Raw genomic sequence first — 25,874 nt, forward strand, 5'->3', positions numbered from 1 at the left:
GTTCAGCTTAATTCAATTTTTGGCAAAAAAGCGGCTGTCCTTTTTACACTGTCCCAAATAGTGTCTAACTTTTTGGTGCAGTGTATTTTGAGACAGCCTCGTTTAGTTTGAGCTGTTTTTTGTGTACTAATTTATACCGCATAAGTAAGTAATTATCACAAGTATAAACCTAATTTAGGTTACGCTTGATTATATACTTTTGCAAATTCTATGGCAAACTCTTCAAATTTTCTTTTGCTTAAAACTGGTTTATTCTTATAAAACTCTTCTGTAATCCTCCCGTTTCCTAAGGCTATTCCCATTTCTGCTAAACCTTCCGCCGCATGCTTCGAAAGATGCCCGCTCTGTAGCAAGCCTCCAATAAATTGCTCATTGGTAAATTCAACCCATTTCAAATCTGGTTTGCCAATAGCATTTCCTAAAATGTGGGCAACTTCTGTTCCGGTTTTTTCGTCGCTGGCAATGAAACGAATTTTGTTACTGGAAAAAGGGCCTGTAATTTCTTCAAATGCCGCATCAGCAATATCCAGCGGATGTGTTAATAACAACTTTGTTGTGCCTGGATAATTAGAGCCCATCATTCCTGTATTCCTGATCAGGGGTATACTGTTATAATAGTTGATGTAAAATGAGGCAGGACGAAGATGCTTTACTACTAAACCGTCAATGTTATTAAAAATAGCCTCGTCATGGAACATTGATGAAATCGGGCCGGCACCTTCTTTCAGGTGAGCACCGTTACTACTTAGATTAACAAGTTGTGATACGCCTGCAATAGTAAGTGCATTTGCATATGTTTGGGCAATTTGTGTTATGTAATTTGTATAATCTGATACCTGAAGGTTATCGGGTATCATGGTATATACCACATCAGCTCCTTTAAAAGTTTCTGCTAAAAATGCTTCATCCATTATTGAACCTATAGCGGCATTTGCGCCGATAGTTTGGATTGCTTCTTTTTTATTTTCACTGCTGCTTATAACCGTTATGTTATGCCCAGCTTTTACAAGCCGCTCAGTTAGTGACCGGCCGATATTCCCTAATGATCCTGTAATTACGATTTTCATGATGATATGATTTTTATTGGCAGCAAATCTATATTTGTAGCTAATGTTGCACAAGAACTTACCCCAAGGTATGCCCATATGACCCAAGTAAAAGAAACCTCGACACGTCACCATAACAAGGCGAAAAGAAAGATTACCTGTCCACTTACCTATGCCGTTAATAAGATTGCAGGCCATTGGAAATTAATCATTATTAAAGAGTTAAGAGGCGGCCCGCTACGTTACTATGAGTTAAGGAAAAGCATACCTGACATTAGCGAGAAGGTGTTAATACAGCAATTAAAACAATTACAGACGGATGAAATTGTGATCAGGCGTGCTGTGGAGGTAATACCCCCTGAGGTGAGTTATGAACTCAGTGATTCGGGTAAAGAATTGACTGAAGTGTTGGATGTAATGGCTGCTTGGGGCCGTAGAGAAAGCAAACGGCAAAATGACAAAGAAAATACAATGGGTTAATATCATTGACCTAATAATCATCACAATTAAGTAGCATTAAAAAGACTGGCTAGATAAAAAAGCCGCCTCATAACTGACTTATGAGACGGCCTTTTTTTTATCCTCTGTGTTTTCTGCGTTTCTTTTTTCCTGAACCGGAAGAACTGCTTTTCTTTTCTGATTTTTGAACCGTACTTTTCTTTTCTTCGTTTTGTGTAGCCTGTTGTTTACTGGCTACGTCGGTGGAATCTTTACTCAGTTGCTTTACAGTAAATTCGTTACCCCGTAAACCATATTCCAGCTGGCGTTTTGCCCCGGTTGGTTTGGCATCCTTACCGCTTCCCTCATAAACCGGGAACTCCCGTATCAATTTGCCATCGCGTATGTAAAAGTTATCATTACCGCGATAGCCTTTGCGCTGTGAACTGTTTAACCGTGGAAAATCGAGCTTATTGGCCTGACTGTTATTAAACTCAAATGCATACAAACGGGTGTAACTGGTAGTATCGGTTGATTTTGCCTGTATCAGTATCTCCGGGTTGCCATCCACATCCATGTCGGCATTATACACATCAACAATTGAACCGTCCAGGTCACCGGTGGTTGTGGTATATTTTATGGCAGATGAATCGGAGTGCAATATCATGAAAGCCCCTGCATCAACCGATCCGCGCCCCCAGCTCAATACATCATAACTTTGCCCCGGCGATACCTCTATTAGTTTATGAAACCTAAAGGGGGCCATCAGCGCAGGCTTTTTAGCTACCGGTGCTACTGCAGCCGTTTTTGTTTCATTACTACCGCAACCGGCAATTACAGTACCTATTAATAACACGAAAAGATAAGATCTGTAAGTCATTATATGTTGTATTGTATTAGTTATATAACGAATCGGCCGTTAGCTCGGCTTTTTGCCTGCCGGGTGCATTTATAAATACTTTAAGCGTATTAGGGCCGCCGGCATCTACATATTTTAATGTAAACCGGTGATAGCCCTTTAACAAAGGCACCGCGCCCTCCTGCTCGGTCACTGCATGTTTACCGTCATTATCAACCACCGGCTGGTCATCTATCAATAAAACAGAGCCATTGCCCGAAAGCGTTGAAAACCCATAATTTCCGTCGGCATCAATGTTAATGTATCCCGAATAAACAACACCGAATTTACCTTTATTTTTCCTGAAATCAAGGGTACTAAAGGTTTTAACTACGCCACTATCAGCTACTGTCAAATTATCGAGCTGACTGGTGGTTGTATATGTCCCTGTAAATAACTGGTATTTTAATCCCGGGGTTGATCCTGTATAACTAACGGGTGCTAAAGGTGCTTTATTATACACAACCGTGCGTGTTACGGCGCTCCTTTTTCCTGATGGGGTTATTACTATAGTTTGCAGTTCGCGGTATTGATTCAACGGGACCTGAAAGCTCAATGGTATGTTATAAACCAGGTCGGTTTCGCGCGGGGTATAGCCATCAATGGTATAGTAAATTTTTGCTCCTTCAACCGACGGCTTTAGGGTAACGTTTAACTGTGAACCTATCATTACGGTATCTTTAGCGCCAATGGCAACGGGCACGCGGTAGTTGATATTGTTTTTATCCAACCAGGCTAAATGACCAGGCAGGCGCGTTTCTGAAAAATCTTTAAAGTTTTTGTTAGCCAATGGCGACCACGCTACTTCTGACAGTGCCATTAATCGCGGCAGCAACATATATTCAACTTTGGCATCAGTAGCCACGTACTCCGTCCATAAGTTTGCCTGTACGCCCTCAATATACTTTTGTTGCTCGGGTGTTAAAACAGCAGGGGTTGGGTTGTAGCTATATATTTTTGACAACGGTTCGTTACCGCCAATACTTAACGGCTCCTGCGATGGTTTGCCCTGTCCGTGATCAATATATAAACCAGCGCTGCCGGGGGTCATGATCACATTATGCATTTGCTGCGCTGCGGCAATACCACCTTCTTCGCCGCGCCAGCTCATTACCGTGGCATTTGGGGCAAGGCCGCCTTCCAATATCTCGTCCCAGCCAATAATACTGCGGCCTTTGGAGTTTAAAAATTTCTCCATGCGCTGTATAAAGTAGCTTTGCAAACCATGCTCGTCTTTCAGCTTTAGCTTTTTGATCAGTTGCTGGCAAAATGCCGAATTTTTCCAGGCATCCTTAGGTGCTTCATCACCACCAATGTGAATATATTTGCTTGGGAACAATTCCATCACTTCGGTTAAAACATCCTGCAAAAAGCTGAATGTTTTTTCGGACGGGCAATAAATATCGTTAAATACCCCCCATGTTTCGGCCACTTTATAAGGTTTGCCAGGCTCGCAGCCTAATTCGGGATAAGCGGCCAGCGCTGCCGACGAGTGACCGGGCATTTCAATTTCAGGCACAATGGTTACATATCTGTCCGACGCATATTTTACCACATCGCGTATCTGGTCCTGCGTATAAAAACCACCATACGGGGTGTTATCAAATTGCTGAGGTGTACGGTCGCGATAGCCGCCAATAAGGGTTTGCGCCCTCATGCTGCTTATTTGTGTAAGTTTTGGATATTTCTTTATTTCGATACGCCAGCCCTGATCTTCGGTGAGGTGCCAGTGAAAGGTATTTAGCTTATAAGCAGCCAAAAGGTCGATATATTTTTTAACCATTTCTACCGAGAAAAAGTGACGGCCAACGTCAAGCATGGCGCCACGATAGCCAAAACGGGGATAATCCTCAATCTGCACGCAGGGGATCCTGGTTGTGGCAGCCCTGTCTAATGGCATTAACTGTAACAATGTTTGTATACCATAAAAAAGGCCTGCACCTTTACCGGCAACAATGATCTGTTGCGGCGTGATGTTTAAACGGTACCCTTCGGCCGGTAAATTATCTGTACCTGCAGATGTAAGCGTGATCACGTTTGATGCGTTGCCGCCTTTAGCCGTTATTGCTTTGTGATAAGCTAAATTACCCGCTAAATAATCTTTAAAAAATAATACGGCTTTGTTTGATGGTGAATCGGCCTGAACGGTAGTTTCCTGGCTCAATACAAACTGTCCGGGAGCCTTTTTTAAAGATACAGGAACCGGGATGATGCCAAGGTTAGGATCATTGTCCTGCGCGTTCACCATAGTGGCAGATACTGTAAGCAGGGCAAACAGCATTAAGGATAATTTTCTATACATAATTATTTAATCAGGTTGGTGGTAAGCCGTGAATATAGAACTTTTTAAAAAAATATAAGAAGTTTGGTATGTAAAAAATATGTTAACAGCTGGAAGCGGGGGGGGGAACGCGGGAGACTCACCCGATCTGCGCTTCGCTGGATCACCCTCTCTCCGCCTGCGGCGCAAAGAGGGAACAGGAAAAAATCAATGCAAAAAATAATTATTCGCGACCCTCTTTATGGCGAAGCCATAGAGAGGGTCGGCCAGCGCAGCGCAGATCGGGTGAGTCTACCCGCGTTTTGACTCACCCTGTCATCGCTCCGCTCGACATCCCTCTCTTCGCCTGCGGCGCAAAGAGGGAACGGAAAAATCAAATGCAACAACGATTATTCGCAACCCTCTTTATGGCGAAGCTATAGAGAGGGTCGGCCAGCGTAGCGGTGCCGGGGTGAGTCCACCGCGTTTTGACTCACCCTGTCGTCGCTCCGCTCGACATCCCTCTCTCCGCCTCCGGCGCAAAGAGGGAACGGGAAAAAATCAAATGCAGAAAACAATTATTTGCAACCCCCTTTATGGCGAAGCCATAGAGAGGCTCGGCCAGCGCAGCGTAGCCGGAGTGAGTCTGCCCCGCGTTTTAGACTCACCCTGTCGTCGCTCCGCCCGACATCCCTCTCTCCGCCTGCGGCGCAATGAGGGAACTAAAAATCAAATGCAACAACAATTATTCGTAACCCTCTTTATGGCGAAGCCATAGAGAGGGTCGGCCAGCGCAGCGGTGCCGGGGTGAGTCTACCCCGCGTTCGAACATTTGTCAGGTAAACCGATGATCAAAAGAAAAAGCCAACTATACATAGTTGGCTTTCAATTATTTATTAAGATCTTCTTTAGAGAAGATTTATATAAAACTCTTGAGCTTAGGCCGTTACAACGTGCTCTTTTGCTGCAAGGTAACGTTCGGCATCAATAGCTGCCATACAGCCTGTACCGGCGGCGGTAACAGCCTGGCGGTAAATGTGATCCTGGGCATCGCCGCAGCAAAATACGCCTTCAACATTGGTTTCGGTTGAGCCGGGACGGGTGATGATATAGCCCGTTTCGTCCATGTTTAACCAGCCTTTAAAAATATCGGTATTGGGGTGATGGCCTATGGCGACAAAAAAACCGGTAACATCAAGGTCAGTATCGGTATTGGTTACATTGTTCACTACCTTAACCCCGGTTACACTTTGTCCGTCGCCCAAAATTTCTTTGGTTTCAGTATTATAAAGTATCTCGATATTAGGGGTGTTCAACACGCGGTGTACCATGGCTTTGGAGGCACGAAACTCATCACGACGAACGATCATATATACCTTACGGGCCAATTTAGCCAGATATGTAGCTTCTTCGGCAGCGGTATCACCGGCACCTACTATAGCAACATCCTGTCCTTTGAAAAAGAAACCGTCGCACACGGCGCAGGCCGAAACACCAAAGCCACTATATTTTTGTTCAGATTCCAACCCAAGCCATTTGGCTGATGCCCCTGTCGCGATGATCACGGTATCGGCGGTAATGGTTTTGATATCATCAATAACCACTTTATGTGGCAGGCTTGAAAAATCAACCGAACTTGCATAGCCAAAACGGATCTCGGTACCCAGGCGCTCGGCCTGTTTACGCAGATCTTCCATCATTTCGGGACCCATGATCCCTTCAGGGTATCCTGGAAAATTCTCTACTTCGGTGGTTTGTGTTAGCTGTCCGCCGGCTAATAAACCGGTGTACATAACGGGCTTAAGATCAGCCCTTGAAGCATATATAGCCGCGGTATAACCGGCAGGCCCGGAGCCTATGATAAGGCATTTTATGTGTTCAGTTTCTTGAGACATTGATTATAAAAAAATGTATGCGAATTTAAGGTTTATCTGTGTATCAGGCAAGGGGTAACAGTCAGTTATATGCCATCATTTACCCGTGTTTGCTTTAAGCACCCTCATCACATTCCCGCCTAAAATTTTATCGATATCCTTTTCGCTGTAATGCAATTTTAATAGCTCTTCGGTTATTTTAGGTAGTCAGACACGCTATCCATTCCTAAAGGGAACGATTCGGAACCGTCAAAATCAGAGCCAATGCCTACATGATCAACGCCAATCAATTTGACTATATAATCAATATGGTGTATGAGCATACTTAAAGGCGGCCTTAGTTTATCCGATTCCGTTTTGTAGATAGCGTTCAACCTGATATTGGCCAGGTCGTTGTCATGATATATTTTTACAAGCGAATCCACCTCGGTTTTATGCTGCTGCAAAAACGCCAGCACTTTTGCCGTATAAGTACTGTCGACAAAACCGCTATAAAAATTCACGCACACTACTCCCCCGTTTTTTGCCAGGGCTTTGAGCTGATCGTCCTTTAAATTACGCCGGAACGGATCAAGTGTGTAAGCACAACTGTGCGACGCGATAACCGGTTTGCTGGTGGCGGCCAGCACATCATAAAAAGTACGTTCGCCAACGTGCGATACATCAACCATTACGCCCAGCTCATTTAAATGATGTACTATCTGCCTGCCATAATCGGTTAAACCCAAATGCGGCAGACTATCTTTTTTGGTTACCTCGTCACGCGCTGATGTGGCCCAGGAGGTGCTGTTGTTCCAGGTAAGGGTTAAATAACGCATACCGCGTTTGGCCAGGCTGTCAATGTAATCCATACGGTCTTCAATCATGTGGCCGCCTTCAACACCTATCAGGGCTGCCAGCTTTTTTTGCTTAACAGCTTCTTTTAGTTCAGCACTATTGCGTACCAGAGCTATTTTATTCGGATTGCGGCCAATAAGGGCGTATAACGAATCTATCTCTCGGTTGGCCATGGCAAAAGCTGTTCCTTTACCATATTTTTCACCACACCAGATAGAAAAGATCTGTGCATCCAATCCGCCTTCCCGGGCTCTTACAAGATCAAAGTTACCTTCTGTTTGCCGTTTAGCCAGATCAAATCTGTTGATAAGCTGGTTTGAAAACACATCATTATGGGTATCAATTAAAATTGCTTTCTGATGGACCTGCTGCGCGTTTTGCGCAGAAAGTTTTAAAGAAAACAGCAGTAAAGGCAGCAGAAGTTTTTTCATAATTGATATAAAATGTGATAAATAAACACGCCAACAATTAATAATATACCAATGATCATCATTAACGGGCCAAATAATTTGGTCTGCCAGTTATCAATTATAAAATGTTTGCTATCTGTTATATCATAGACAATATTAACCTCGTCACCTTCTGTATATGCTGAGGGCGAACTACCGATTCCATATTGTTTAGTTACCCACTCGTTCTCTGTAGTTTTATATCTGACGACTGGGTAATAGATCCCCCTGCTATTATCAGAAGATCTTTCATATTCAACGCTAAAAACCACACCTTCAGCTTTAACTCCTGTCTTTAAAAGTTTACGGCGCTCATTTAACTTACCGATACCCAGCGTTAAAAAGAAAGCTCCTCCTGTGAGCGATATTAATTCGTCAATCGTGACATTCATGACCGCTAATTTTTGTCTGAACCTTTATAGGATTCTTTTATTTAATTATCCTTACTCTTTTGTCTATCCGCCTTACGTTTGTATCACACCAACATTAAAAGCTTTTTCAATAGGCGCGTGATTGGCGGCCTCAATGCCCATAGATATCACCATACGGGTTTCCAGCGGATCAATAATACCGTCCACCCAAAGCCTAGCGGCTGCGTAATATGGCGTAGTTTGGGCGTTATAGCGGTCTGTTATTTGTTTTAGTAATTCCTGTTCTTTTACTTCGTCAACTACTTCACCGCGGGCTTTCAGTCCGGCAGCCTGTATCTGCAGCAGCGTTTTTGCGGCTTGCCCGCCACCCATTACGGCTATTTTGGCCGATGGCCAAGCATAGATCAGTCGGGGATCATAAGCCTTGCCGCACATGGCGTAATTACCGGCACCGTATGAATTGCCTATCACAATAGTAAACTTGGGCACAACAGAATTAGCCACGGCATTCACCATTTTAGCGCCATCCTTAATAATGCCGCCCTGCTCAGACCGGCTGCCCACCATAAACCCGGTAACATCCTGCAAAAACACCAGCGGTATCTTTTTCTGGTTGCAGTTCATGATAAAGCGGGTGGCCTTATCGGCCGAGTCAGAATAAATAACGCCGCCAAACTGCATTTCGCCTTTTTTTGATTTGATCACCTTGCGCTGGTTGGCCACAATACCCACGGCCCAGCCGTCAATACGGCCCAGGCCGCAAATGATTGATTTGCCATAACCTTCCTTATATTCCTCAAATGCCGAATCATCAAGCAGGCGCAGGATGATCTCATGCATATCATAAGCCTTTTCCCGGTTATCGGGTAATATGCCGTAAATTTCTTTTTCGTTCAGTTTAGGCGGGGATGGCTGGATGCGGTCAAACCCGGCTTTATTGTAATCGCCGGTCATGCTCATGATGTTGCGGATAGAATCAAGGCAGGTTTTATCATCGGGTTGCTTATAATCGGTAACGCCGGATATTTCGCAATGGGTTGTTGCCCCGCCGAGTGTTTCATTATCAACGTCCTCCCCGATGGCCGATTTTACAAGATATGAACCCGCTAAAAAAACCGAGCCCGTACCTTCTACGATCATCGCTTCATCGCTCATGATGGGCAGGTAAGCACCACCGGCAACACACGAGCCCATAATGGCCGATATCTGGATGATGCCCATGCTGCTCATGATGGCATTATTACGGAAAATACGACCAAAATGCTCCTTGTCCGGGAATATCTCGTCCTGTAAAGGCAAGTATACCCCCGCCGAGTCAACAAGGTAAATAATAGGCAGGCGGTTCTCCATGGCTATTTCCTGAGCACGCAGATTCTTTTTAGCCGTTATGGGGAACCAGGCACCCGCCTTTACCGTGGCATCGTTGGCAACCACCACACATTGCCTGCCCGATACATAGCCAATGCCGCATATAACGCCCCCCGAAGGACAGCCGCCATGTTCGGCATACATGCCATCGGCGGTAAAAGCGCCAAATTCGAGCCAGGGCCTGTCATTGTCTATCAGGTAAGCTATACGCTCCCGGGCGAGCATTTTTCCTTTTTCCTTTTGTTTGGCTGCCGCTTTTTCGCCGCCGCCCTCCTGTACTTTTTTTAGCCTGGCATTCAGCTCATAAACAAGCTGTTTATTTATATCTTCATTTATATTGAACCCGATATCCATAATTGGTTTTGATAGGAAATGTAAAATAGGAAAAATTACAGGATGAAAAGCTACTGAATTACTGTTTTGTTTTGCACCGATGTACGATACAGTTGCTAATCAATACCTTATACTTTTAAATATCAGGTATCAGCACGTATGAGGTTGCGTAAAAACACGTTTACAAATCAATACTAAACAGCCTACCTTTATTGTACAACTAAATTCCCTTCATCATGATACAACAAACCAAACATTATGGCTGGGTGCCCGACCTGCCAGATCACAGAGACTTAAGGTATGCCGTTGTACGTCATGCAATACTAACCAAAGCTGTTCCGCCGATGATCGATCTGCGGGCGCAATGCCCCGAAGTTTATGATCAGGGTGCGCTGGGCTCCTGCACCGCAAATGCCATTGCCGGGGCCTTTCAGTTTGAACTGATGAGGCAAAAACAACAGGTATTTAACCCCTCCAGGTTGTTTATTTATTACAACGAACGCGTGATGGAAGGCCATATTGACGAAGATAGCGGGGCGCAGCTACGTGATGGCATCAAATCCGTAGCCACACAGGGTGTTTGTGACGAAACCCTTTGGCCTTATGAGGTCAGTAAATTTAGCAAGAAGCCCAAGAAATCATTATATACCAAAGCCAAAAAAAATCAGGCGCTGCAATACACCCGCCTCAATAATACTGCTGTTAACGAGTTGAAAACATGCCTTGCAAGCGGCAACCCTTTTGTTTTTGGCTTTACCGTATATGAAAGCTTTCAAGGGGATAAAGTAGCCAAAACCGGGATACTGCCCATGCCTAAGAAAAGCGAAAGCGTGTTGGGCGGCCATGCTGTAATGGCTGTTGGATATAATGACAAAAAGAAAGCTTTTATTGTGCGCAACAGTTGGGGCGATGGCTGGGGGCTTAAGGGTTACTTTTTCATGCCCTATTACCAGCACAGATCTGGCAGATGATTTCTGGACCATTACCCAGGTTGAATAGGTTTTTTGCTATAAGTATTACGTGATGCGTTTCAAATCTGCACAGCCATCATATTAAATAAAAAAGTATCATATTATAAAATGAAATCATCAGTAATAAAGGCGCTGCAACATTTGAGTGATAAGCCCGGAAATTTATTTGTAAAAGTTATACAACACGGCAGCATGTCGGTTGAAATATACCGGCCCGTTAATATAGACCCGCAAACCCCTCACCTGCAGGATGAGCTATATGTTATTATCAGCGGCTATGGTGAGTTCTTAAATGATGGCGTACGCACCACTTTTCAGCAAGGCGATGTACTGTTTGTAAAAGCCGGCGTTGAACACCGTTTTGAAAACTTTACTGATGATTTTGCCACCTGGGTTATTTTTTACGGCCCTGAGGGCGGAGAATAGATATTGGTAAAGTATCATTTAAACCCTGTAACCTTTCAGGTCAGGTTTCTGTCTCTGAACCAAACCTCGTCTGGTGTTGCTTTGAAATTGGCTAACAGGCTAACAAGTTCAATAGGATCACCGGAGGTGATAACAAGGCCCCGGTTAACCGGTTTCAGCATTTTTTGTTCTACCATTACATCCAGCTGTTTCAACAAAAAATCGTAAAAGCCATTCACATTAAGCAAACCAACGGGGTGCGTATGCAGGCCAAGCTGCAGCCATGTAAGTACCTCAAAAAACTCTTCGAGCGTGCCCAAACCACCCGGCAGGGTAATAATGCCATCGCAAAGATCACTCATCATTTGTTTGCGCTGGTGCATGTTTTCAACTATATGCAATTCGGTTAAACCTGTATGGCCAACTTCTTTTTCCATCAAAAACCGCGGGATAACCCCAACTGCTTTACCCCCGTTTTGCAAAACGGCATCGGCCAGCAGGCCCATTAACCCTACTTTGCCGCCGCCATATACCAGGGTTATGTCCCGGCTCACAAACACCCGGGCCAGTTGTACAACAGCCTGTTTCAATGCAGGGTCGCCATTAAAATTAGCACCGCAGAATACACAGATAGATTTCATCCGGCAAATATATCAGTTATTGGCGTCTCAAATTTGTTTAATTATTATTGATTATTGTCATGCATACATTAAAAGCTTATTAATATATTTATAAAAACTATAGCCTAAATTATTCACATGAAAAAAATCCTAACCCTGTCAGCTTTATTGCTGATAACCTGCCTATCATCATTTGCACAAACCATTGCAAACCCTAAAGTTGAAACATGGGACGACTGGAACTCCAGAATAACCAAAATAGAAACCGATAAGCAATTCACCATTGTAACTATAGAATATACAGCCAATGGCAATAACGCATGGGTTCAGTTAAATAAAGAAATTTTTATTCAAACCGATGTAAACAATGAGCATTATAACTACGTAAAATCTGATAATATACCCATAGCCCCTGCCAAACATACTTTTGCTCATGAAGGCGATAAACTTGAATTTAAAGTGTATTTTAAAAAGATACCTGCTGCCGCTAAATCTATTGATATTATTGAAAGGGCCGGACAGAGGAAAGCTGGAATTTCTTTCTTTAATTTTTATAATGTAAGCCTTACCGAACCATACCCTGCCGGGACCAAAATTAAAATAACCGATGTGGTATTGACGCCACCGCCTATACCTGCACCCGGAGAACAGGATAACATGAACAATGCGATGAATTCAATGGTGCCAATGTACAAAACTATGGTAAGTTCAATGATGAATGCGCAATTTGACTATTTTAAGCAGCCCGGAAAAATAGCTGAAATAGCCAACCTGAACAAACAATACTTTGACGCATTGATAAAAGAAGGGTTTACCAGTGATCAGGCATTAAAAATAACAACTTCCAATAGCTTGCTCTCCAAATTATCATCAATAAACGGGCAGTAAAAAGCATAAAAAACAGAAAGCCTGTAAGCCTTTAAATAAAATTATATTGGGCTTACAGGCTTTCTGTTTTATTTTTCAGGCTAAAGCTTACCTGCTTGCATAGTTAGGAGCTTCCTTAGTGATGGTAATATCGTGGGGATGGCTTTCGCGCATACCTGCAGCTGTTATCCTTACAAATTTGGCTCTTTGCAGATCCTCAATATTTGCCGCGCCACAGTAGTGCATACCTGCACGCAAGCCGCCGATATATTGAAATATCACTTCGGCCATGTTGCCTTTAAATGGCACGCGGCCTACAATACCTTCTGGAACCAGCTTGGTTACCACATCGGTTTCGTCCTGGAAATAACGGTCTTTTGAGCCTTTGGCCATGGCCTCAACCGAGCCCATTCCCCGGTATGATTTGAATTTACGGCCTTCGTATATAATGGTTTCGCCCGGCGACTCTTCAACACCTGCAAATAACGAACCTGCCATGATAGAACTTGCACCGGCTGCTATAGCTTTAACAATATCGCCGGTTTGTTTAATACCACCATCAGCAATTACCGGGATGCCCCGGCCTTCCAATGCCTTGGCACATTCATAAACAGCATACAGCTGCGGAACGCCAACACCTGCAATAATACGGGTGGTACAGATAGAACCAGGGCCTATACCCACTTTTACAGCATCGGCACCTGCATCAGCCAAGGCAATAGCAGCATCGCCGGTGGCAATATTACCGGCTATAACCTGCAGACTGGGATATAATTTCTTAACCGCCTTAACCATGTCAATAACTCCTTTTGAATGGCCATGGGCAGTATCAACGGTAACCACGTCAACACCCGCGTTAACCAATGCAGTAACACGGTCAATATTATCGGCAGCAACGCCAACGGCAGCACCTACACGCAGGCGGCCAAACTCATCTTTACAGGCGTTAGGAAAGTTTTTTACTTTTTGTATGTCTTTATAAGTGATAAGCCCCACCAGTTTGCCATTTTTATTTACAACAGGCAGTTTTTCAATCTTATTGGCCTGCAATATGGCGGCGGCTTCTGTGAGGGTAGTTCCTTCGGGAGCTGTAACCAGGCCGGTTTTAGTCATCACCTCGCTCACCGGTACAGTCATATCTTTTTGAAAACGCAGGTCGCGGTTGGTAATGATGCCTTTCAGGTTATGGTCCGCATCAATTACGGGGATACCGCCGATGCCAAACTCCTTCATGATCTGCTGGGCATCTGCAAGCAATGCATCCTCCAGCAATGTTACAGGGTCCTGTATCATACCACTTTCAGAACGCTTAACCTTGCGCACTTCATCGGCCTGGGCCTGTATGGTCATGTTTTTGTGCAGCATGCCTATACCACCGGCCTGGGCAATGGCAATAGCCAAACCAGCTTCGGTTACGGTATCCATAGCCGCAGATATGATAGGGATGTTTAACCGTATGTTTTTTGTTAAAAACGTACTGGTGTTAACCTCGCGCGGTAAAACTTCTGAATAAGCCGGGAGTAGTAAAACGTCGTCGTAAGTTAATCCTTCGGCAACAAATTTTGATGGGTCTAACTGCATAGCAAATAATTATTTTGGAGTTATTATTTGCCGGGCAAAGGTAATTTTTTATTTCGGATTTCGGAAGCTCGATTTAGGATTTATTTAACAACCGGCAGAAAATTGCCTTTGTATGATATTTCCTGATTGGCATCGAACCTTAAAGGAGGGGACGGTGAAAGGCAACGGTGAGAAATCTTATACCTGTGGAAGTCAAGCTGTACAAGATTTCTCTTCGCACCCCGCCCAACCCAATGCTCGTTCATCGAAATGACAACGGGGGAATGGTAAAAAAAAACGATGTCATTTCGAACCCTTGAAGGGGGGACGGTGAAAGGCAAGGATGAGAAATCTTATACCTGTGGAAGTCAAGCTGTACAAGATTTCTCTTCGCGCCCTCGCCCAACCCAATGCTTGCTCATCGAAATGACAACGGGGGGGGGTAGTAAAAAAACGATGTCATTTCGAACCCTTGAAGGAGGGTGGTGAAGGGCAAGGGTGAGAAATCTTATACCTGTGGAAGTCAAGCTGTACAAGATTTCTCTTCGCACCCCATTCAATCCCAGCGCTTGCTCATCGAAATGACAACGGGGGAATGGTAAAAAAACGATGCCATTTCGAACCCTTTAAGGGGGGACGATGAAAGGCAAGGGTAAGAAATCTTATACCTGAGGTGTCAAACCGTACAAGATTTCTCTTCGCACCCCGCTCAACCCCAGCGCTTGCTCATCGAAATGACAACGGGGGAATGGTAAAAAAACGATGTCATTTCGAACCCTTGAAGGGGGGACGGTGAAAGGCAAGGGTGAGAAATCTTATACCTGAGGTGTCAAACCGTACAAGATTTCTCTTCGCACCCCCGCCCAACCCAATGCTTGCTTATCGAAATGACAACGGGGAATGGTAAAAAAAGATCGAACTTCCCAAATCCGAAATTTCCTAATATTTCCCTACGATCACTTTGTAAAACTGATCGAAATTCAGGTATTTATTGGCCAGTTCCTGTAGTTTTGCCGAGGTAATATTCTTTACGGTTAGCGCGTAGCGGTCATAATAATCGTAATCAAGGCCTGCAAAATATATACTTTTAAATTTATCGGCGTGTGAAAAAACGTTCTCCAGGCTACCTAATAATGAGCCCAGCATAAAATTGCGCACCAGCGACAATTCATCATCGGGTACAAGTTGGGTTTTCAGTATACCTATCTCCTTTTCAATTTCGTTCATAGCTGCCCTGCAAACATCAGCGCCAACTTCTGTAGCGATAAAGAACGCGCCGCCCTGCTTAAATGAGCTAAGGCCCGAGCCTATGCCATAGGTATAACCTTTATCCTCACGGATATTTGCCATAAGCCTTGACCCAAAGTATCCGCCCAAAACCGTATTCAATACCTGTAAGGGCTGAAAATCGGGATGGTTGCGATTTATTACCGGCAGACCTATCCTGATAGCCGATTGCAGGGCATCCGGTTTCTCTGTAAAATAAAATAGTTCAGTAGCCGGCTGAATTTCGGGCTGGGTTATATCGGCAGGAGTTGTACCGTTTGTCCAGCTTTTATCAAAACTATCTTTGATAAGCGTTAAAGTATCGGGCTCAATTTTACCCGCCACTATCAGCGTGCAGTTTGATGGCTGGTACATTTGTTTAAAATGCGCAAGCATATCATCGCGCTGCAGGCTTTTATAGTTATCAAAACTTGCACCCAGGCCATAAATGGTATCGCCATATACCGCTTTATTAAAATCGCGGCGGGCAAGTATATCATTTTTTTGCAGGCTCACCTGCAATTTTTGTTGTTGGTTGCGCTTAAAGGTTTCCAGTTCCTTTTCAGGGAATACCGAATTGGTAAGGAGATCCATAATAACCGGCAGCGTATGGTGTAAATGCTTATTTAAGCTGTACAACGTAACCTGCGAATTTTCATAAGCATAGTCTACCTGTAAAAATGCGCCGTAAAAATCAATTTTATCGGCAATTTGCGCGGCGGTTAAGTTGGCGGTACCCTCGGTAAGCATGGTATTAACTGCCATATTGAGCAAGGGCCGTGCCGGGTCAAAGCGCAGATTATTAAATATCCATTCAATACGCACCAGTTCCTGGTCGCCGGAGTTAAAGCAAAAAACATTACAGCCGTTATCCAGCTTTGTATGTTCAGGTTTAATGAGGTTTATATTATCAATAGCCTTAAATTCGGGGGCTAATTTTCTGTCGATCATGTTCTTGTTCGTTTAGTTTGTCTTTTCAGACAGCACTTAATTCATTTTTCTCGGCCAGGTAAACAAGGGTTGATGAATTATCTTTCCTGAATATTTTGTTGGCAACGTCTTTTATCTGGCTTGCGGTTACCGCCAGGTATCTGTCAGTTTCCTGGTTCAGCATCTCAGCATCGCCTAAAAGCTCAAATGACGCCAGGTTCATGGCTTTATCCAGTAATGACATTTCGGCAAATACCATGGTCGATTCGGTTTTGTTCTGCACTTTGGTTAGCTCGTCGGCCGGTATTTCTTCAGCTTTTACCTTCTCCAACTCTTCCCAAATGGCGGCTTCTGCCTGTTCAATACTAATGTTTTCGAGCGGCTTACCTTCAAGCACAAACATGCCTTTGTCAAGGCTGCTGGTTATATAGGCATGTACTTCGCTAAATATTTGTTTGTCCTGTACCAGACTACGATATAACCGCGACGAATTGCCGCGCGACAGCACATCTGACAACAGTTCGGTAGGATAATAATCATCATCAAGCCTGGCTCCCATCTGGAAAGCAATGTACACATCATTAAGCGGCACTTTTGCTGTAACCGTTTCGCGGCGTTCTTCGTGCTGCTCAGGTTCCTGCGGCAGGTTGCGATGATATTTTTGGCCCGCCGGAATTGGCCCGAACCATTTTTCGGCAAGTTGTTTAACCTGCTCCAGCTTCACATCGCCGCCAACAACCATAATGGCGTTTTGCGGGGTATAGTGTTTTTTAAAAAATGCCTTTACATCTTCAATGCGGGCATCTTCAATATGTTTTATGGTTTTCCCGATGGTTGCCCAGCGGTACGCGTGCTGCTTATACACCAGCGGGCGCAGTTTTAGCCAAACATCACCATAAGGCTGATTTAAATAGCGTTGTTTAAATTCCTCAATTACCACATTACGCTGCACCTCCAGGCTTTTCTCGCTAAAGGCAAGACTAAGCATGCGATCGCTCTCCAGCCAAAAAGCTGTTTCAATGTTGGCCGAAGGCAGGGTGATATAATAGTTGGTAATATCGTTGCTGGTGAAGGCATTATTTTCGCCGCCTACCCTTTGCAGCGGTTCGTCATAGCTGGGTATATTTACCGATCCGCCAAACATCAGGTGTTCAAATAAGTGTGCAAAGCCGGTTTGATCGGGGTCTTCGTCGCGCGCGCCAACATCGTATAATATGTTAAGCACCGCCATCGGTGTGGTATTATCTTCGTGAACAATAACCCGAAGACCATTATCCAGTGTGAATTTATTAAACTTTACCATGTACAGTTTCCAATTTTAAAACGGGTAAAGGTATAATTTTTACGTTTGCGTGTATGTAATTGCAGGGTATAAATTACAAAAAGCTTAAAAACACCATCGTAACAAACTCATAATCAAAAACTTGTATTTAATTCTATACAGCCGTAACTTTCAGAATGACGATTTAATGCATATTCATAAATTTGCTACAACCATGTTAAGCAAGGATCAGCTTATTAAAGAAATTTCGCAAACACTGGGCAAAACTAAAGTGCTCAAAATGTGCCGTATATTAAAGGAACAGCACTTTTCCTTGCGGGATATTATTGATATTACTTTTCATACCGACAAGGTGATTGCCTTTAGAGCGGCCTGGATGCTGGAAACCATACTGATACAAGACCCCGAAAGCTATCCCGACGAACTGGAGTACCTGATATCACGTTTTAAGGAGGTTAACAACCCCAGTTGTATGAGGCATTACACCAAAATAATAATGCACATGACTGATGCCCATGCGCCGGAATCCATACGGATAAAGCTGCAATCTATTGACATGGAGCCGGTTGTTGAACAATTATTTGATTGGATGATTGATCCTAAGGTTAAGGTAGCAGTTAAAAGCTTTGCCGGTAAGGCGTTGTTTAATTTAAAGGATAAATTTCCGTGGATAGAAGAAGAACTTGCCAGCCAGCTTGAGTTTTTAATGCGCGATGGGAGCGCGGGGATGCAAGCCGGAGGAAAAAAGATATTGAAAGAGATAAAGAAATGAGTTCGTTAAAACGCGTCACTGCTATACTGCCCCCCTTCTAAATCTCCCCTGATAGAGGGTGCTTTTTCTTTAAGCCCTCTATTTCAGAGAGCGCTTGGGAAGCGATTAACTTACAGCAATGACGCGTGAATGTTTTCTACCTGTTATATCTTACTGCGCGCTCGGCCTGTCTTCGCCGTGCAGGTTATGGCTTACCTGGTGATGGTGCAGCTTTGCCGCAATGGCCGATGAGCTGTCGTCGGCATAAGTTCCGTAAGCATTTATCAGCACACCTTTAAGGTTGTACCTGGGTGATGACACGGCATAAACAATTGACATATCATCCGGGTTGCTTGCGCCCTCAAACCTATAAAATTCATCAATTTCAAAGTCGTCAGCAGTCATATGTATATTTTGCGCATTATCGTCTATGGTATCGCCGTCCAGGCTTAGGTTGGCAGTATATCCTCTTTTTAAAAGATCATTGGTTGCATCCAATAAACTATCGTAATTTTTCATATTGGTGATGTTTTGGTTAATTTCTTTGTACATTATAACCATAAAACGAGTGTTGTTGTTTGAACCTGATACCGTATAAAACAGAAAAACTTACGAAGCTTTTAAAAACTTCGTAAGTTCCATATTTTTAAAGGCTGCTTATTGTGCTTTTGCCAGCCACAACGAAGCATTAAGGTGTAAAGCAGGGTGCGAAGTGAAGCCTGAAGGCGAATCGCCGGACCAACCATTGAACAGGTTGTCGCCGGTATCGCCGGTGCCATCATCAGCAGGTGAGCTGTCGCCAATCCATACCACACGACCGGTACCATAAGTAGCCAATAAAGCCATTGCGTTGGATGTACCGCCATTGGTAGCTGAGTTGCGCCAGAACAAGCCTTGTACACTTGAATTGTTTGCAGGGAACAAGTTTGCAGTTGATCCGTTATAAAACGCGAGTTTTGAAGCCGTGCCGGCAGCACCGTTCAGTACTTTTTGCGCATTGGCATTTGTACCGGTATAAACGTTGGTTGACGGCCCCTCGCTGATATCAACATAATTGATCACAAAACCAAAAGGATTACTGTTGTTGATGCCGTTGTTGGTCATCAGATCGTTCCAAACGCGTGGTGAGTCATAACCATCGCCATCCCTGTCTGACGGGTTGTAGCCATTGGCATCAGTGCCGGCAGTGGTAGCAGCAGTATGATCAGCAATCATCATTAAACCGCCACCATTTGAAACAAAGTTCATCAAGGCGGTTTTCTCAGCAGCAGTAAATAATCGGTTAGGCTCAACTACCACAAATACATCATAATTGCTCAAATCCTGTGGGTTTGAAGCATTGCCATAAGTAAGACTTGTACCAACTGGCAAGGTTTCAACCAACTCGCCAAGTTTAACCAATGAAACGGCCCATGATGATATACCACCCTTCCAGTAAGTTTCTGATGTGCTTGCTGTAATACCTGTGTATGATGGTGTTGGGATGCGCTGTGCTTTGGTTTCGGTTGTAGTACCACCGGTATATAAGGGTACGCTTTCGGTGCCATCAGCGTCTATCTGCCAGTCGGCACTGCCTGCATTTTCCAGGTGGCTTGCGTCAAACAGGAATTTTTTACCGGTGATAACAGTACCACCGCCGGTGCCACCGTTATCATTTATAGTAATGTCATCAATATTGATGCGGTTGGTACCGCCGCTTAGTTTACGTATCTCTAAACGGGCTGTGCCGGTTACATTAATGGTAAAGGTTTGGGTAGCCAATGTTGAACCTGTTGTAATGTTTGAGCCGGATTGCGTCCATGTACTGCCACCGTTTACAGAATAAAACAAACCCCACTGGCTTGGTGTGTCGCTGCCATAGGTACCATGCTTTATGGTTACGGTGCTAATGCCGGTTGTTACGTCAAACAACATGGTAATTTTGCCGGTATTGCGTATACGGCCGCTCCATGAGCCCGCTTTAAGGTCAGCGCTTAAGTTTCCTATCAGGGCATCGTACATGTTCCATGAATTGCCTGAAAGCGTAACATTGTCGCCACTGCTTGAACCTGTAGGCGAAACATCATAAGCTGTTTTAGGGCTGGTTGACCCTACCTCAAAACCTTGCGTAAGCGATACTGCAAGCGTTTTGATGGTTTTGGCTGACTCAAGTTGTGATCCGTTGGTTTGAGCTGCCGGAGTGTTGTTTTTTTGGCAACTGCTTGTTAACAGGCCAAAAGCAACTGTGGCTACTAATAATAGCCTTGAATTTGTAAATTTAAGCATAGTGACTTTGGTGAGTTTATGTATAAGTTGATATTTATAATTATACGGTAAACTTCCGCAAAAGTTTATAGCTACATATTGTCCATATATTAACTTATCATTAAATATTATTTGATAGGTTAATACAACAGCTCAACCTGACATTTTAAAGGATTTAACAGATTTAGCTATATTTACATGTGGCAAGCAGCAATACAATAACTTATTTAAAAGAGGCAGTAAAAAAGGGCTTTCTCACGGTTACCTTTTTGGTAAGCTTCTTTGTGCTATCCGGTTATGTAAATAATAGCGGGCCAAATACTCAAGCCGCTTACACCGAACTATACAACAGTAGCCATTTCACCTTAAAAAGCGGTATCAGTTATAAAAGGGCCACGTTGTCTTTTTATAAAGGCAAACCTTCCCGCTTTGCACTTAAAACAAATTTTAACTGGGGTATTTCAGTCTATAACAAGCTTGCCTTTCAACGATATCAACACCTGAAAGGTATTTTCTTATTTACCAAGCGTTTCGTTACCTATCAGGTGTGGAACCTCTCTGATAACACCGATCAGGATATCCCCCCTTCCCCACTCTGCTGATCGGTGTGTCGCCTTATTGGCCCAGGTAAAATTTTATCAAACGATTTGCTGTGCTTTAAAGCATATTAAATCCCTATTGCGATCCGCATGAAAAAACTAAAAAAAGCAACACGCTTATTTTGCCTTGCTGTGCTTTTATTACTGGCAGTAACCGGTATTGCAATAACCGGTGCTGCACCAACCCAGGCAAAGAACCGGGAAAGAATTAATGACAACCAAACATTGACAGAACTGGTTGAAAAAAAGGAAGACGAAGAAGACGACTAAAAACCTTAACAAACGAAAAGAGCCGCCCAACAAGGCGGCTCTTTTCTATATGATGGAGTTAAATATATTATTTTATTGTTTCTTCACCAACCACTTTGGGGGTGTTCAGGAAAACAAAGTTGTTATCAAACATATCTATTTTTATGGTGCTGTCCTTATCAACGGTGCCGGCCAATATCTGCTTCGATAATTCGTTCAGGATCTTTTTCTGAATAACACGTTTAAGCGGACGGGCCCCAAACTGCGGATCGTACCCGAGCTGGGCCAGCCAATCGAGCGCCTCATCCGAGGCTTCTATACTGATGCCCATATCAGCAAGGGTTTGTTTTACCTGGTTAAACTGCAGTTTCACAATGCTGTGTATCTCTTCGCGGTTTAATGGGGTAAACATAATGATCTCATCAATACGGTTCAGGAACTCCGGCCGTATGGTTGCCCTCAGCAGTATGAACAGCTCATTCTTTGTCTTAGCTATCAGCTCGTCACGGTTGGCATCCTGCAGATCCTGGAAATTTTCCTGTATAATGTTTGATCCGATGTTAGAGGTCATGATGATGATGGTATTCTTAAAGTTCACCACACGGCCCTTGTTATCGGTTAAGCGGCCATCATCAAGCACCTGCAGCAATATATTGAATACATCGGGATGCGCTTTTTCAATTTCGTCAAGCAGTATCACACTATAAGGCTTACGGCGTACGGCTTCAGTCAGCTGCCCACCTTCATCATAACCCACATAACCCGGAGGCGCGCCAATAAGCCTTGATACGGCATGGCGTTCCTGGTATTCGCTCATATCAATACGTACCAGGGCGCCTTCGTCATTAAACAGGTACTCGGCCAAAGCCTTAGCCAATTCGGTTTTACCCACGCCGGTTGTACCCAAAAATATGAACGATCCGATAGGCCTGCGTTTATCCTGCAAACCGGCCCGGCTACGGCGTATGGCATCACTTATAGCTTCAATGGCTTCTTCCTGTCCGGCTACACGTTTGTGCAACTCCTCTTCCAGGTGCAGCAACTTTTCACGCTCGCTTTGTATCATTTTTGAAACCGGGATACCTGTCCAGCGGGAAACCACGCCTGCAATGTCATCGGCAGTAACTTCCTCTTTCAGCATCCGGCTGTCGCTCTGGTTCTCCAGCAGGGCGGCTTTCAGTTTTTCAACCTCGGTTTGTGCCTGTACTATGGTACCATAGCGCAACTCCGCCACCTTTCCATAATCGCCGGCACGTTCAGCCTGTTCAGCTTCCAGTTTATAGTTTTCAATAAGCTCAACCTTTTGGTTAATACCGTCAACCAGGTCCTTTTCGCCTTTCCATTTGGCACGCAATGAATCGCGCTGGGCCGACAGGTTTGCTATCTCTTCGCTCAGTTCTGACACCTTGCGCTCGTCTTTCTCACGTTTTATAGCCTCGCGCTCAATCTCCAGCTGCATAATGCGGCGTTCCAGTTCGTCAACCACTTCGGGTACCGAATCCATTTCCAACCGTAGTTTTGAAGCTGCTTCGTCCATCAGGTCAATAGCCTTATCGGGCAAAAACCTGTCAGATATATAACGTTGCGACATTTCTACCGCGGCAATAATGGCTTCATCTTTTATACGCACCTTGTGGTGTGTTTCATAGCGTTCCTTCAGTCCGCGCAAAATTGATATGGCATCCGCTGCATCCGGCTCTTCAACCATTACTTTTTGGAAACGGCGTTCAAGCGCTTTATCTTTTTCAAGATATTTTTGGTACTCATTGAGCGTAGTTGCACCAATTGACCGCAGCTCACCACGGGCCAACGCGGGCTTTAATATATTGGCAGCATCCATTGCTCCCTCGCCACCGCCAGCTCCAACCAATGTATGGATCTCATCAATAAACAGGATGATCTCACCATCGCTTTGAGTTACTTCTTTCACCACCGCTTTAAGGCGTTCTTCAAATTCGCCTTTGTATTTAGCACCGGCAATCAAAGCTCCCATATCCAACGAGTAAACTACCTTGGTTTTTAAGCTTTCGGGCACGTCGCCTTTAATTATTCTAAAGGCAATACCCTCGGCAATGGCTGTTTTACCAACGCCCGGCTCACCTACCAAAATGGGATTGTTTTTGGTACGGCGCGATAAGATCTGAATTACCCGGCGGATCTCGTCATCACGCCCGATAACGGGATCTAACTTGCCCGACTCAGCATACTCATTAAGGTTACGGGCGTATTTATTTAAAGCGTTGTATGTAGCCTCGGCGTTTTGATCGGTAACCTTACTATCGCCACGCAAACTCACAATGGCTTTTTTAAGGTCTTTTTCGTTTACTCCAAAATCTTTTAAAATGGAGCTTACGGTACCGCCGGCTGCAAGTATGCCTAATAATATATGTTCAACCGATACAAACTCATCTTTAAATTCTTTTAAATATCCCTGCGCTTTTTGAAGGGATGAGTTGGTATCTGACGACAAATAAATATTACTGCCGCTCACCTTTGGGTAAGAGCTTATCTGCGCATCAAGCGTTTCATTAAGCCTGTTAAGGTTAACGTTTAATTTTTTTAATAAATAGGTTATAACGTTTTCATCAACCAGCAACAAGCCTTTTAACAGGTGTGCGGGTTCTATTGCCTGTTGCTGATTACCAGTGGCAATTTCCGAAGCCTTTTGTACGGCTTCCTGGGCTTTTATTGTAAAGTTGTTAAAATTCATATCAATGGGTATTAATCAAAACACTTGCCATTTAGCTTATAATGAAAAAAAGTCAGGTAAATATAAACCTGTACGACATTTTGACTTATTATTATTTAGGAAAAAACTCTTATTAAATTTTGATATTTTTGCTGTACAACCTATAACTAATAAATATTGAATACTAACTTTTATTTTAATAGCCTACCTGTAAAATACAGAGCGTCATATCGCGATTATTATACTTATCAAAACCTGGTTGCTGTAAGGGCAGGGAGCATCATATTCCTGTTATTAAATGTTATTATAAGGATTTTATATTTTGTATTTCCGGCAAGCCTTACCAAGGCGCAAAACTTTCCGGAGTTTAATTTTAGTAACTGGGTATTTATAATTGTCACCCCTATTTTTCTAATTGTAAGCAATTTACTTATTGCCAACTTTAAAAATCACAAAAAAGGCACCGCATCAATGGCCTTGCTTGTATTTTCCTTTTCGGTATATATTATTTCATGTGGCATGTATTCAAGTTTTATTGCCACATCTGATCCAAGCAACGCTTTAACCTTATATCTCATAGCGTTAGGCCTCATAAGTGTTGTTTGTGTGTTTGAGTATTATGAAACAATAATATTAATAATTACAGTTGAAATACTTTTTACCGCTCTTTTGTTTTACAGCCAAACCAATGCCACCCAAATGGTATATAATCAGCTAATTTCGGCTATTTTACTTTCAACCTTTTATCTGATCTCCAGATACTTTTTTTCCTATAAAGTTAGCTATTATCAGCAAGTGATTGAGATCAGGGAAAAAAATGTAGAGATTGAAAAAGCGGGCGAGTTTAAAAACCAGGTATTAGGGATGGTGGCTCATGACCTGCGCAATCCAATTGCCGCTGTAGAGTCAATTGCCACGATGATGGAGCTCGATAATGTAAGTGATGACGTCCAGGAAAACCTGAATATGATGAAGGCCTCATGTATTAAAGCCCGTACCATTATTGACGACTTACTGGAAGCCGCACACAATGACACCAGCGATTTCTTTGAAATGGAAAGAACAGAGCTTAACCAGCTGCTGAAAAGCATTGTTAGTGATTGGAAAATACAACCCGACTTAAAAACGGATGTATTGTTTACCAGCAGCATTAACCCGGTTTATGCTACCGTAAATAAAGAAAAATTGCATAGAGCTCTCGATAATTTAATAAGCAATGCCATAAAGTTTTCAAAAGACAACAGCCGTGTGGATGTAAGGCTCCATAAAAAAGACGAGCAGTTGATCATTGAAGTTCAGGATTACGGCCTGGGCATACCCGCCGATATACTTCCTGACATATTTACACGTTTTTCAAAAGCGCGGAGAACGGGATTAAGGGGTGAACAATCAACCGGACTGGGACTTACCATTGTACGCCAGATAATTGAAAAACACGATGGCATAGTTGAGGTTGAAAGTACTGTTGGCCGCGGGTCTGTTTTTACCATAAAATTGCCTGCTGTATCGCTGATGGGGGTAAGTGAGTGAATGGCGGGTAGTGAGTAGTGAGTTAAAAATTTCTCAT

20 protein-coding genes and 1 pseudogene are annotated in these 25,874 nt (G+C 43.6%); 7 read left to right on the forward strand and 14 right to left on the reverse strand.

Going from position 1 to position 25,874, the window contains the following annotated elements; genetic code table 11:
* Positions 1 to 179 precede the first annotated feature (179 nt).
* Positions 180 to 1,145: an NAD(P)H-binding protein gene (locus tag J2W55_RS18625; protein WP_310101831.1), complete on the reverse strand. Its 966-nt coding sequence runs from the start codon at positions 1,143 to 1,145 to the stop codon at positions 180 to 182.
* Here J2W55_RS18625 and J2W55_RS18630 point away from each other — a divergent pair, their 5' ends adjacent.
* Positions 1,146 to 1,526, forward strand: a complete 381-nt coding sequence (locus J2W55_RS18630) for a winged helix-turn-helix transcriptional regulator (RefSeq protein WP_310099159.1) — start codon at positions 1,146 to 1,148, stop codon at positions 1,524 to 1,526.
* Between the two features lie 97 nt (positions 1,527 to 1,623).
* Here the strand turns inward: J2W55_RS18630 and J2W55_RS18635 are convergent, their stop codons facing one another.
* From J2W55_RS18635 to J2W55_RS18660, 6 genes and pseudogenes are all read right to left on the reverse strand, one after another.
* Positions 1,624 to 2,364 carry a hypothetical protein gene (locus tag J2W55_RS18635; protein WP_310099162.1) on the reverse strand — a complete coding sequence of 247 codons (741 nt, stop codon included), beginning with the start codon at positions 2,362 to 2,364 and terminating at the stop codon, positions 1,624 to 1,626.
* Between the two features lie 16 nt (positions 2,365 to 2,380).
* Positions 2,381 to 4,684 (reverse strand): family 20 glycosylhydrolase, encoded by a 2,304-nt coding sequence (locus J2W55_RS18640; RefSeq protein WP_310099165.1) that lies wholly within the window; start codon positions 4,682 to 4,684, stop codon positions 2,381 to 2,383.
* An 896-nt stretch (positions 4,685 to 5,580) separates the two neighbouring features.
* Positions 5,581 to 6,537, reverse strand: a complete 957-nt coding sequence (gene trxB / locus J2W55_RS18645) for a thioredoxin-disulfide reductase (RefSeq protein WP_310099167.1) — start codon at positions 6,535 to 6,537, stop codon at positions 5,581 to 5,583.
* A gap of 75 nt (positions 6,538 to 6,612) precedes the next feature.
* Positions 6,613 to 7,784 (reverse strand): annotated as a pseudogene (locus J2W55_RS18650) (dipeptidase).
* Complete coding sequence (locus J2W55_RS18655; protein WP_310099173.1) at positions 7,781 to 8,194, reverse strand: DUF3592 domain-containing protein; 414 nt, start codon at positions 8,192 to 8,194, stop codon at positions 7,781 to 7,783. Before J2W55_RS18655 ends, J2W55_RS18650 begins: the two are co-directional and overlap by 4 nt.
* A 72-nt stretch (positions 8,195 to 8,266) precedes the next feature.
* Complete coding sequence (locus J2W55_RS18660) at positions 8,267 to 9,895, reverse strand: acyl-CoA carboxylase subunit beta (protein WP_310099175.1); 1,629 nt, start codon at positions 9,893 to 9,895, stop codon at positions 8,267 to 8,269.
* A gap of 215 nt (positions 9,896 to 10,110) precedes the next feature.
* On the opposite strand from J2W55_RS18660, the gene J2W55_RS18665 reads away from it, so the two are divergent.
* Complete coding sequence (locus tag J2W55_RS18665; protein WP_310099178.1) at positions 10,111 to 10,845, forward strand: C1 family peptidase; 735 nt, start codon at positions 10,111 to 10,113, stop codon at positions 10,843 to 10,845.
* 108 nt (positions 10,846 to 10,953) lie between these two features.
* A complete protein-coding gene (locus J2W55_RS18670) occupies positions 10,954 to 11,271 on the forward strand; it encodes a cupin domain-containing protein (protein ID WP_310099183.1) in 318 nt (105 codons plus the stop codon).
* 35 nt (positions 11,272 to 11,306) lie between these two features.
* On the opposite strand, the gene J2W55_RS18675 is transcribed toward J2W55_RS18670, so the two are convergent.
* Positions 11,307 to 11,891 carry an LOG family protein gene (locus J2W55_RS18675; RefSeq protein WP_310099186.1) on the reverse strand — a complete coding sequence of 195 codons (585 nt, stop codon included), beginning with the start codon at positions 11,889 to 11,891 and terminating at the stop codon, positions 11,307 to 11,309.
* A 117-nt stretch (positions 11,892 to 12,008) separates the two neighbouring features.
* Between J2W55_RS18675 and J2W55_RS18680 the strand changes: the two genes are divergently transcribed.
* Positions 12,009 to 12,758, forward strand: coding sequence for a hypothetical protein (locus J2W55_RS18680; protein WP_310099189.1), 750 nt, complete (start codon positions 12,009 to 12,011; stop codon positions 12,756 to 12,758).
* 87 nt (positions 12,759 to 12,845) lie between these two features.
* Here J2W55_RS18680 and guaB read toward each other — a convergent pair whose 3' ends face one another.
* The 3 genes from guaB to J2W55_RS18695 form a co-directional block, all read right to left on the reverse strand.
* Positions 12,846 to 14,318, reverse strand: coding sequence for an IMP dehydrogenase (gene guaB / locus J2W55_RS18685; RefSeq protein ID WP_310099192.1), 1,473 nt, complete (start codon positions 14,316 to 14,318; stop codon positions 12,846 to 12,848).
* A 918-nt stretch (positions 14,319 to 15,236) separates the two neighbouring features.
* Positions 15,237 to 16,514: a M16 family metallopeptidase gene (locus J2W55_RS18690; RefSeq protein WP_310099195.1), complete on the reverse strand. Its 1,278-nt coding sequence runs from the start codon at positions 16,512 to 16,514 to the stop codon at positions 15,237 to 15,239.
* A gap of 25 nt (positions 16,515 to 16,539) precedes the next feature.
* Complete coding sequence (locus J2W55_RS18695) at positions 16,540 to 17,796, reverse strand: M16 family metallopeptidase (protein WP_310099197.1); 1,257 nt, start codon at positions 17,794 to 17,796, stop codon at positions 16,540 to 16,542.
* A 121-nt stretch (positions 17,797 to 17,917) separates the two neighbouring features.
* Here J2W55_RS18695 and J2W55_RS18700 point away from each other — a divergent pair, with 121 nt between their 5' ends.
* Positions 17,918 to 18,547 carry a HEAT-like fold family protein gene (locus J2W55_RS18700; protein ID WP_310099199.1) on the forward strand — a complete coding sequence of 210 codons (630 nt, stop codon included), beginning with the start codon at positions 17,918 to 17,920 and terminating at the stop codon, positions 18,545 to 18,547.
* A 150-nt stretch (positions 18,548 to 18,697) separates the two neighbouring features.
* Here the strand turns inward: J2W55_RS18700 and J2W55_RS18705 are convergent, their stop codons facing one another.
* Positions 18,698 to 19,045: a phosphoribosylpyrophosphate synthetase gene (locus tag J2W55_RS18705; protein WP_310099202.1), complete on the reverse strand. Its 348-nt coding sequence runs from the start codon at positions 19,043 to 19,045 to the stop codon at positions 18,698 to 18,700.
* Positions 19,046 to 19,183: 138 nt separating this feature from the next.
* Positions 19,184 to 20,791, reverse strand: a complete 1,608-nt coding sequence (locus tag J2W55_RS18710; RefSeq protein WP_310099204.1) for a hypothetical protein — start codon at positions 20,789 to 20,791, stop codon at positions 19,184 to 19,186.
* A gap of 668 nt (positions 20,792 to 21,459) precedes the next feature.
* Between J2W55_RS18710 and J2W55_RS18715 the strand changes: the two genes are divergently transcribed.
* Entirely contained in the window at positions 21,460 to 21,639 is a 180-nt protein-coding gene (locus J2W55_RS18715; RefSeq protein WP_310099207.1) for a hypothetical protein, read from the forward strand.
* A gap of 67 nt (positions 21,640 to 21,706) precedes the next feature.
* On the opposite strand, the gene clpB is transcribed toward J2W55_RS18715, so the two are convergent.
* The gene (gene clpB, locus J2W55_RS18720; protein WP_310099209.1) at positions 21,707 to 24,328 is read right to left on the reverse strand and encodes an ATP-dependent chaperone ClpB; all 2,622 of its coding nucleotides are present in this window, start codon (positions 24,326 to 24,328) and stop codon (positions 21,707 to 21,709) included.
* 156 nt (positions 24,329 to 24,484) lie between these two features.
* Here clpB and J2W55_RS18725 point away from each other — a divergent pair, with 156 nt between their 5' ends.
* Positions 24,485 to 25,837, forward strand: a complete 1,353-nt coding sequence (locus J2W55_RS18725) for a sensor histidine kinase (RefSeq protein ID WP_310099212.1) — start codon at positions 24,485 to 24,487, stop codon at positions 25,835 to 25,837.
* Positions 25,838 to 25,874 lie beyond the last annotated feature (37 nt).

Origin of the sequence: Mucilaginibacter pocheonensis (assembly GCF_031456535.1) — a bacterium.
GTDB classification, from domain to species: Bacteria; Bacteroidota; Bacteroidia; order Sphingobacteriales; family Sphingobacteriaceae; genus Mucilaginibacter; species Mucilaginibacter pocheonensis.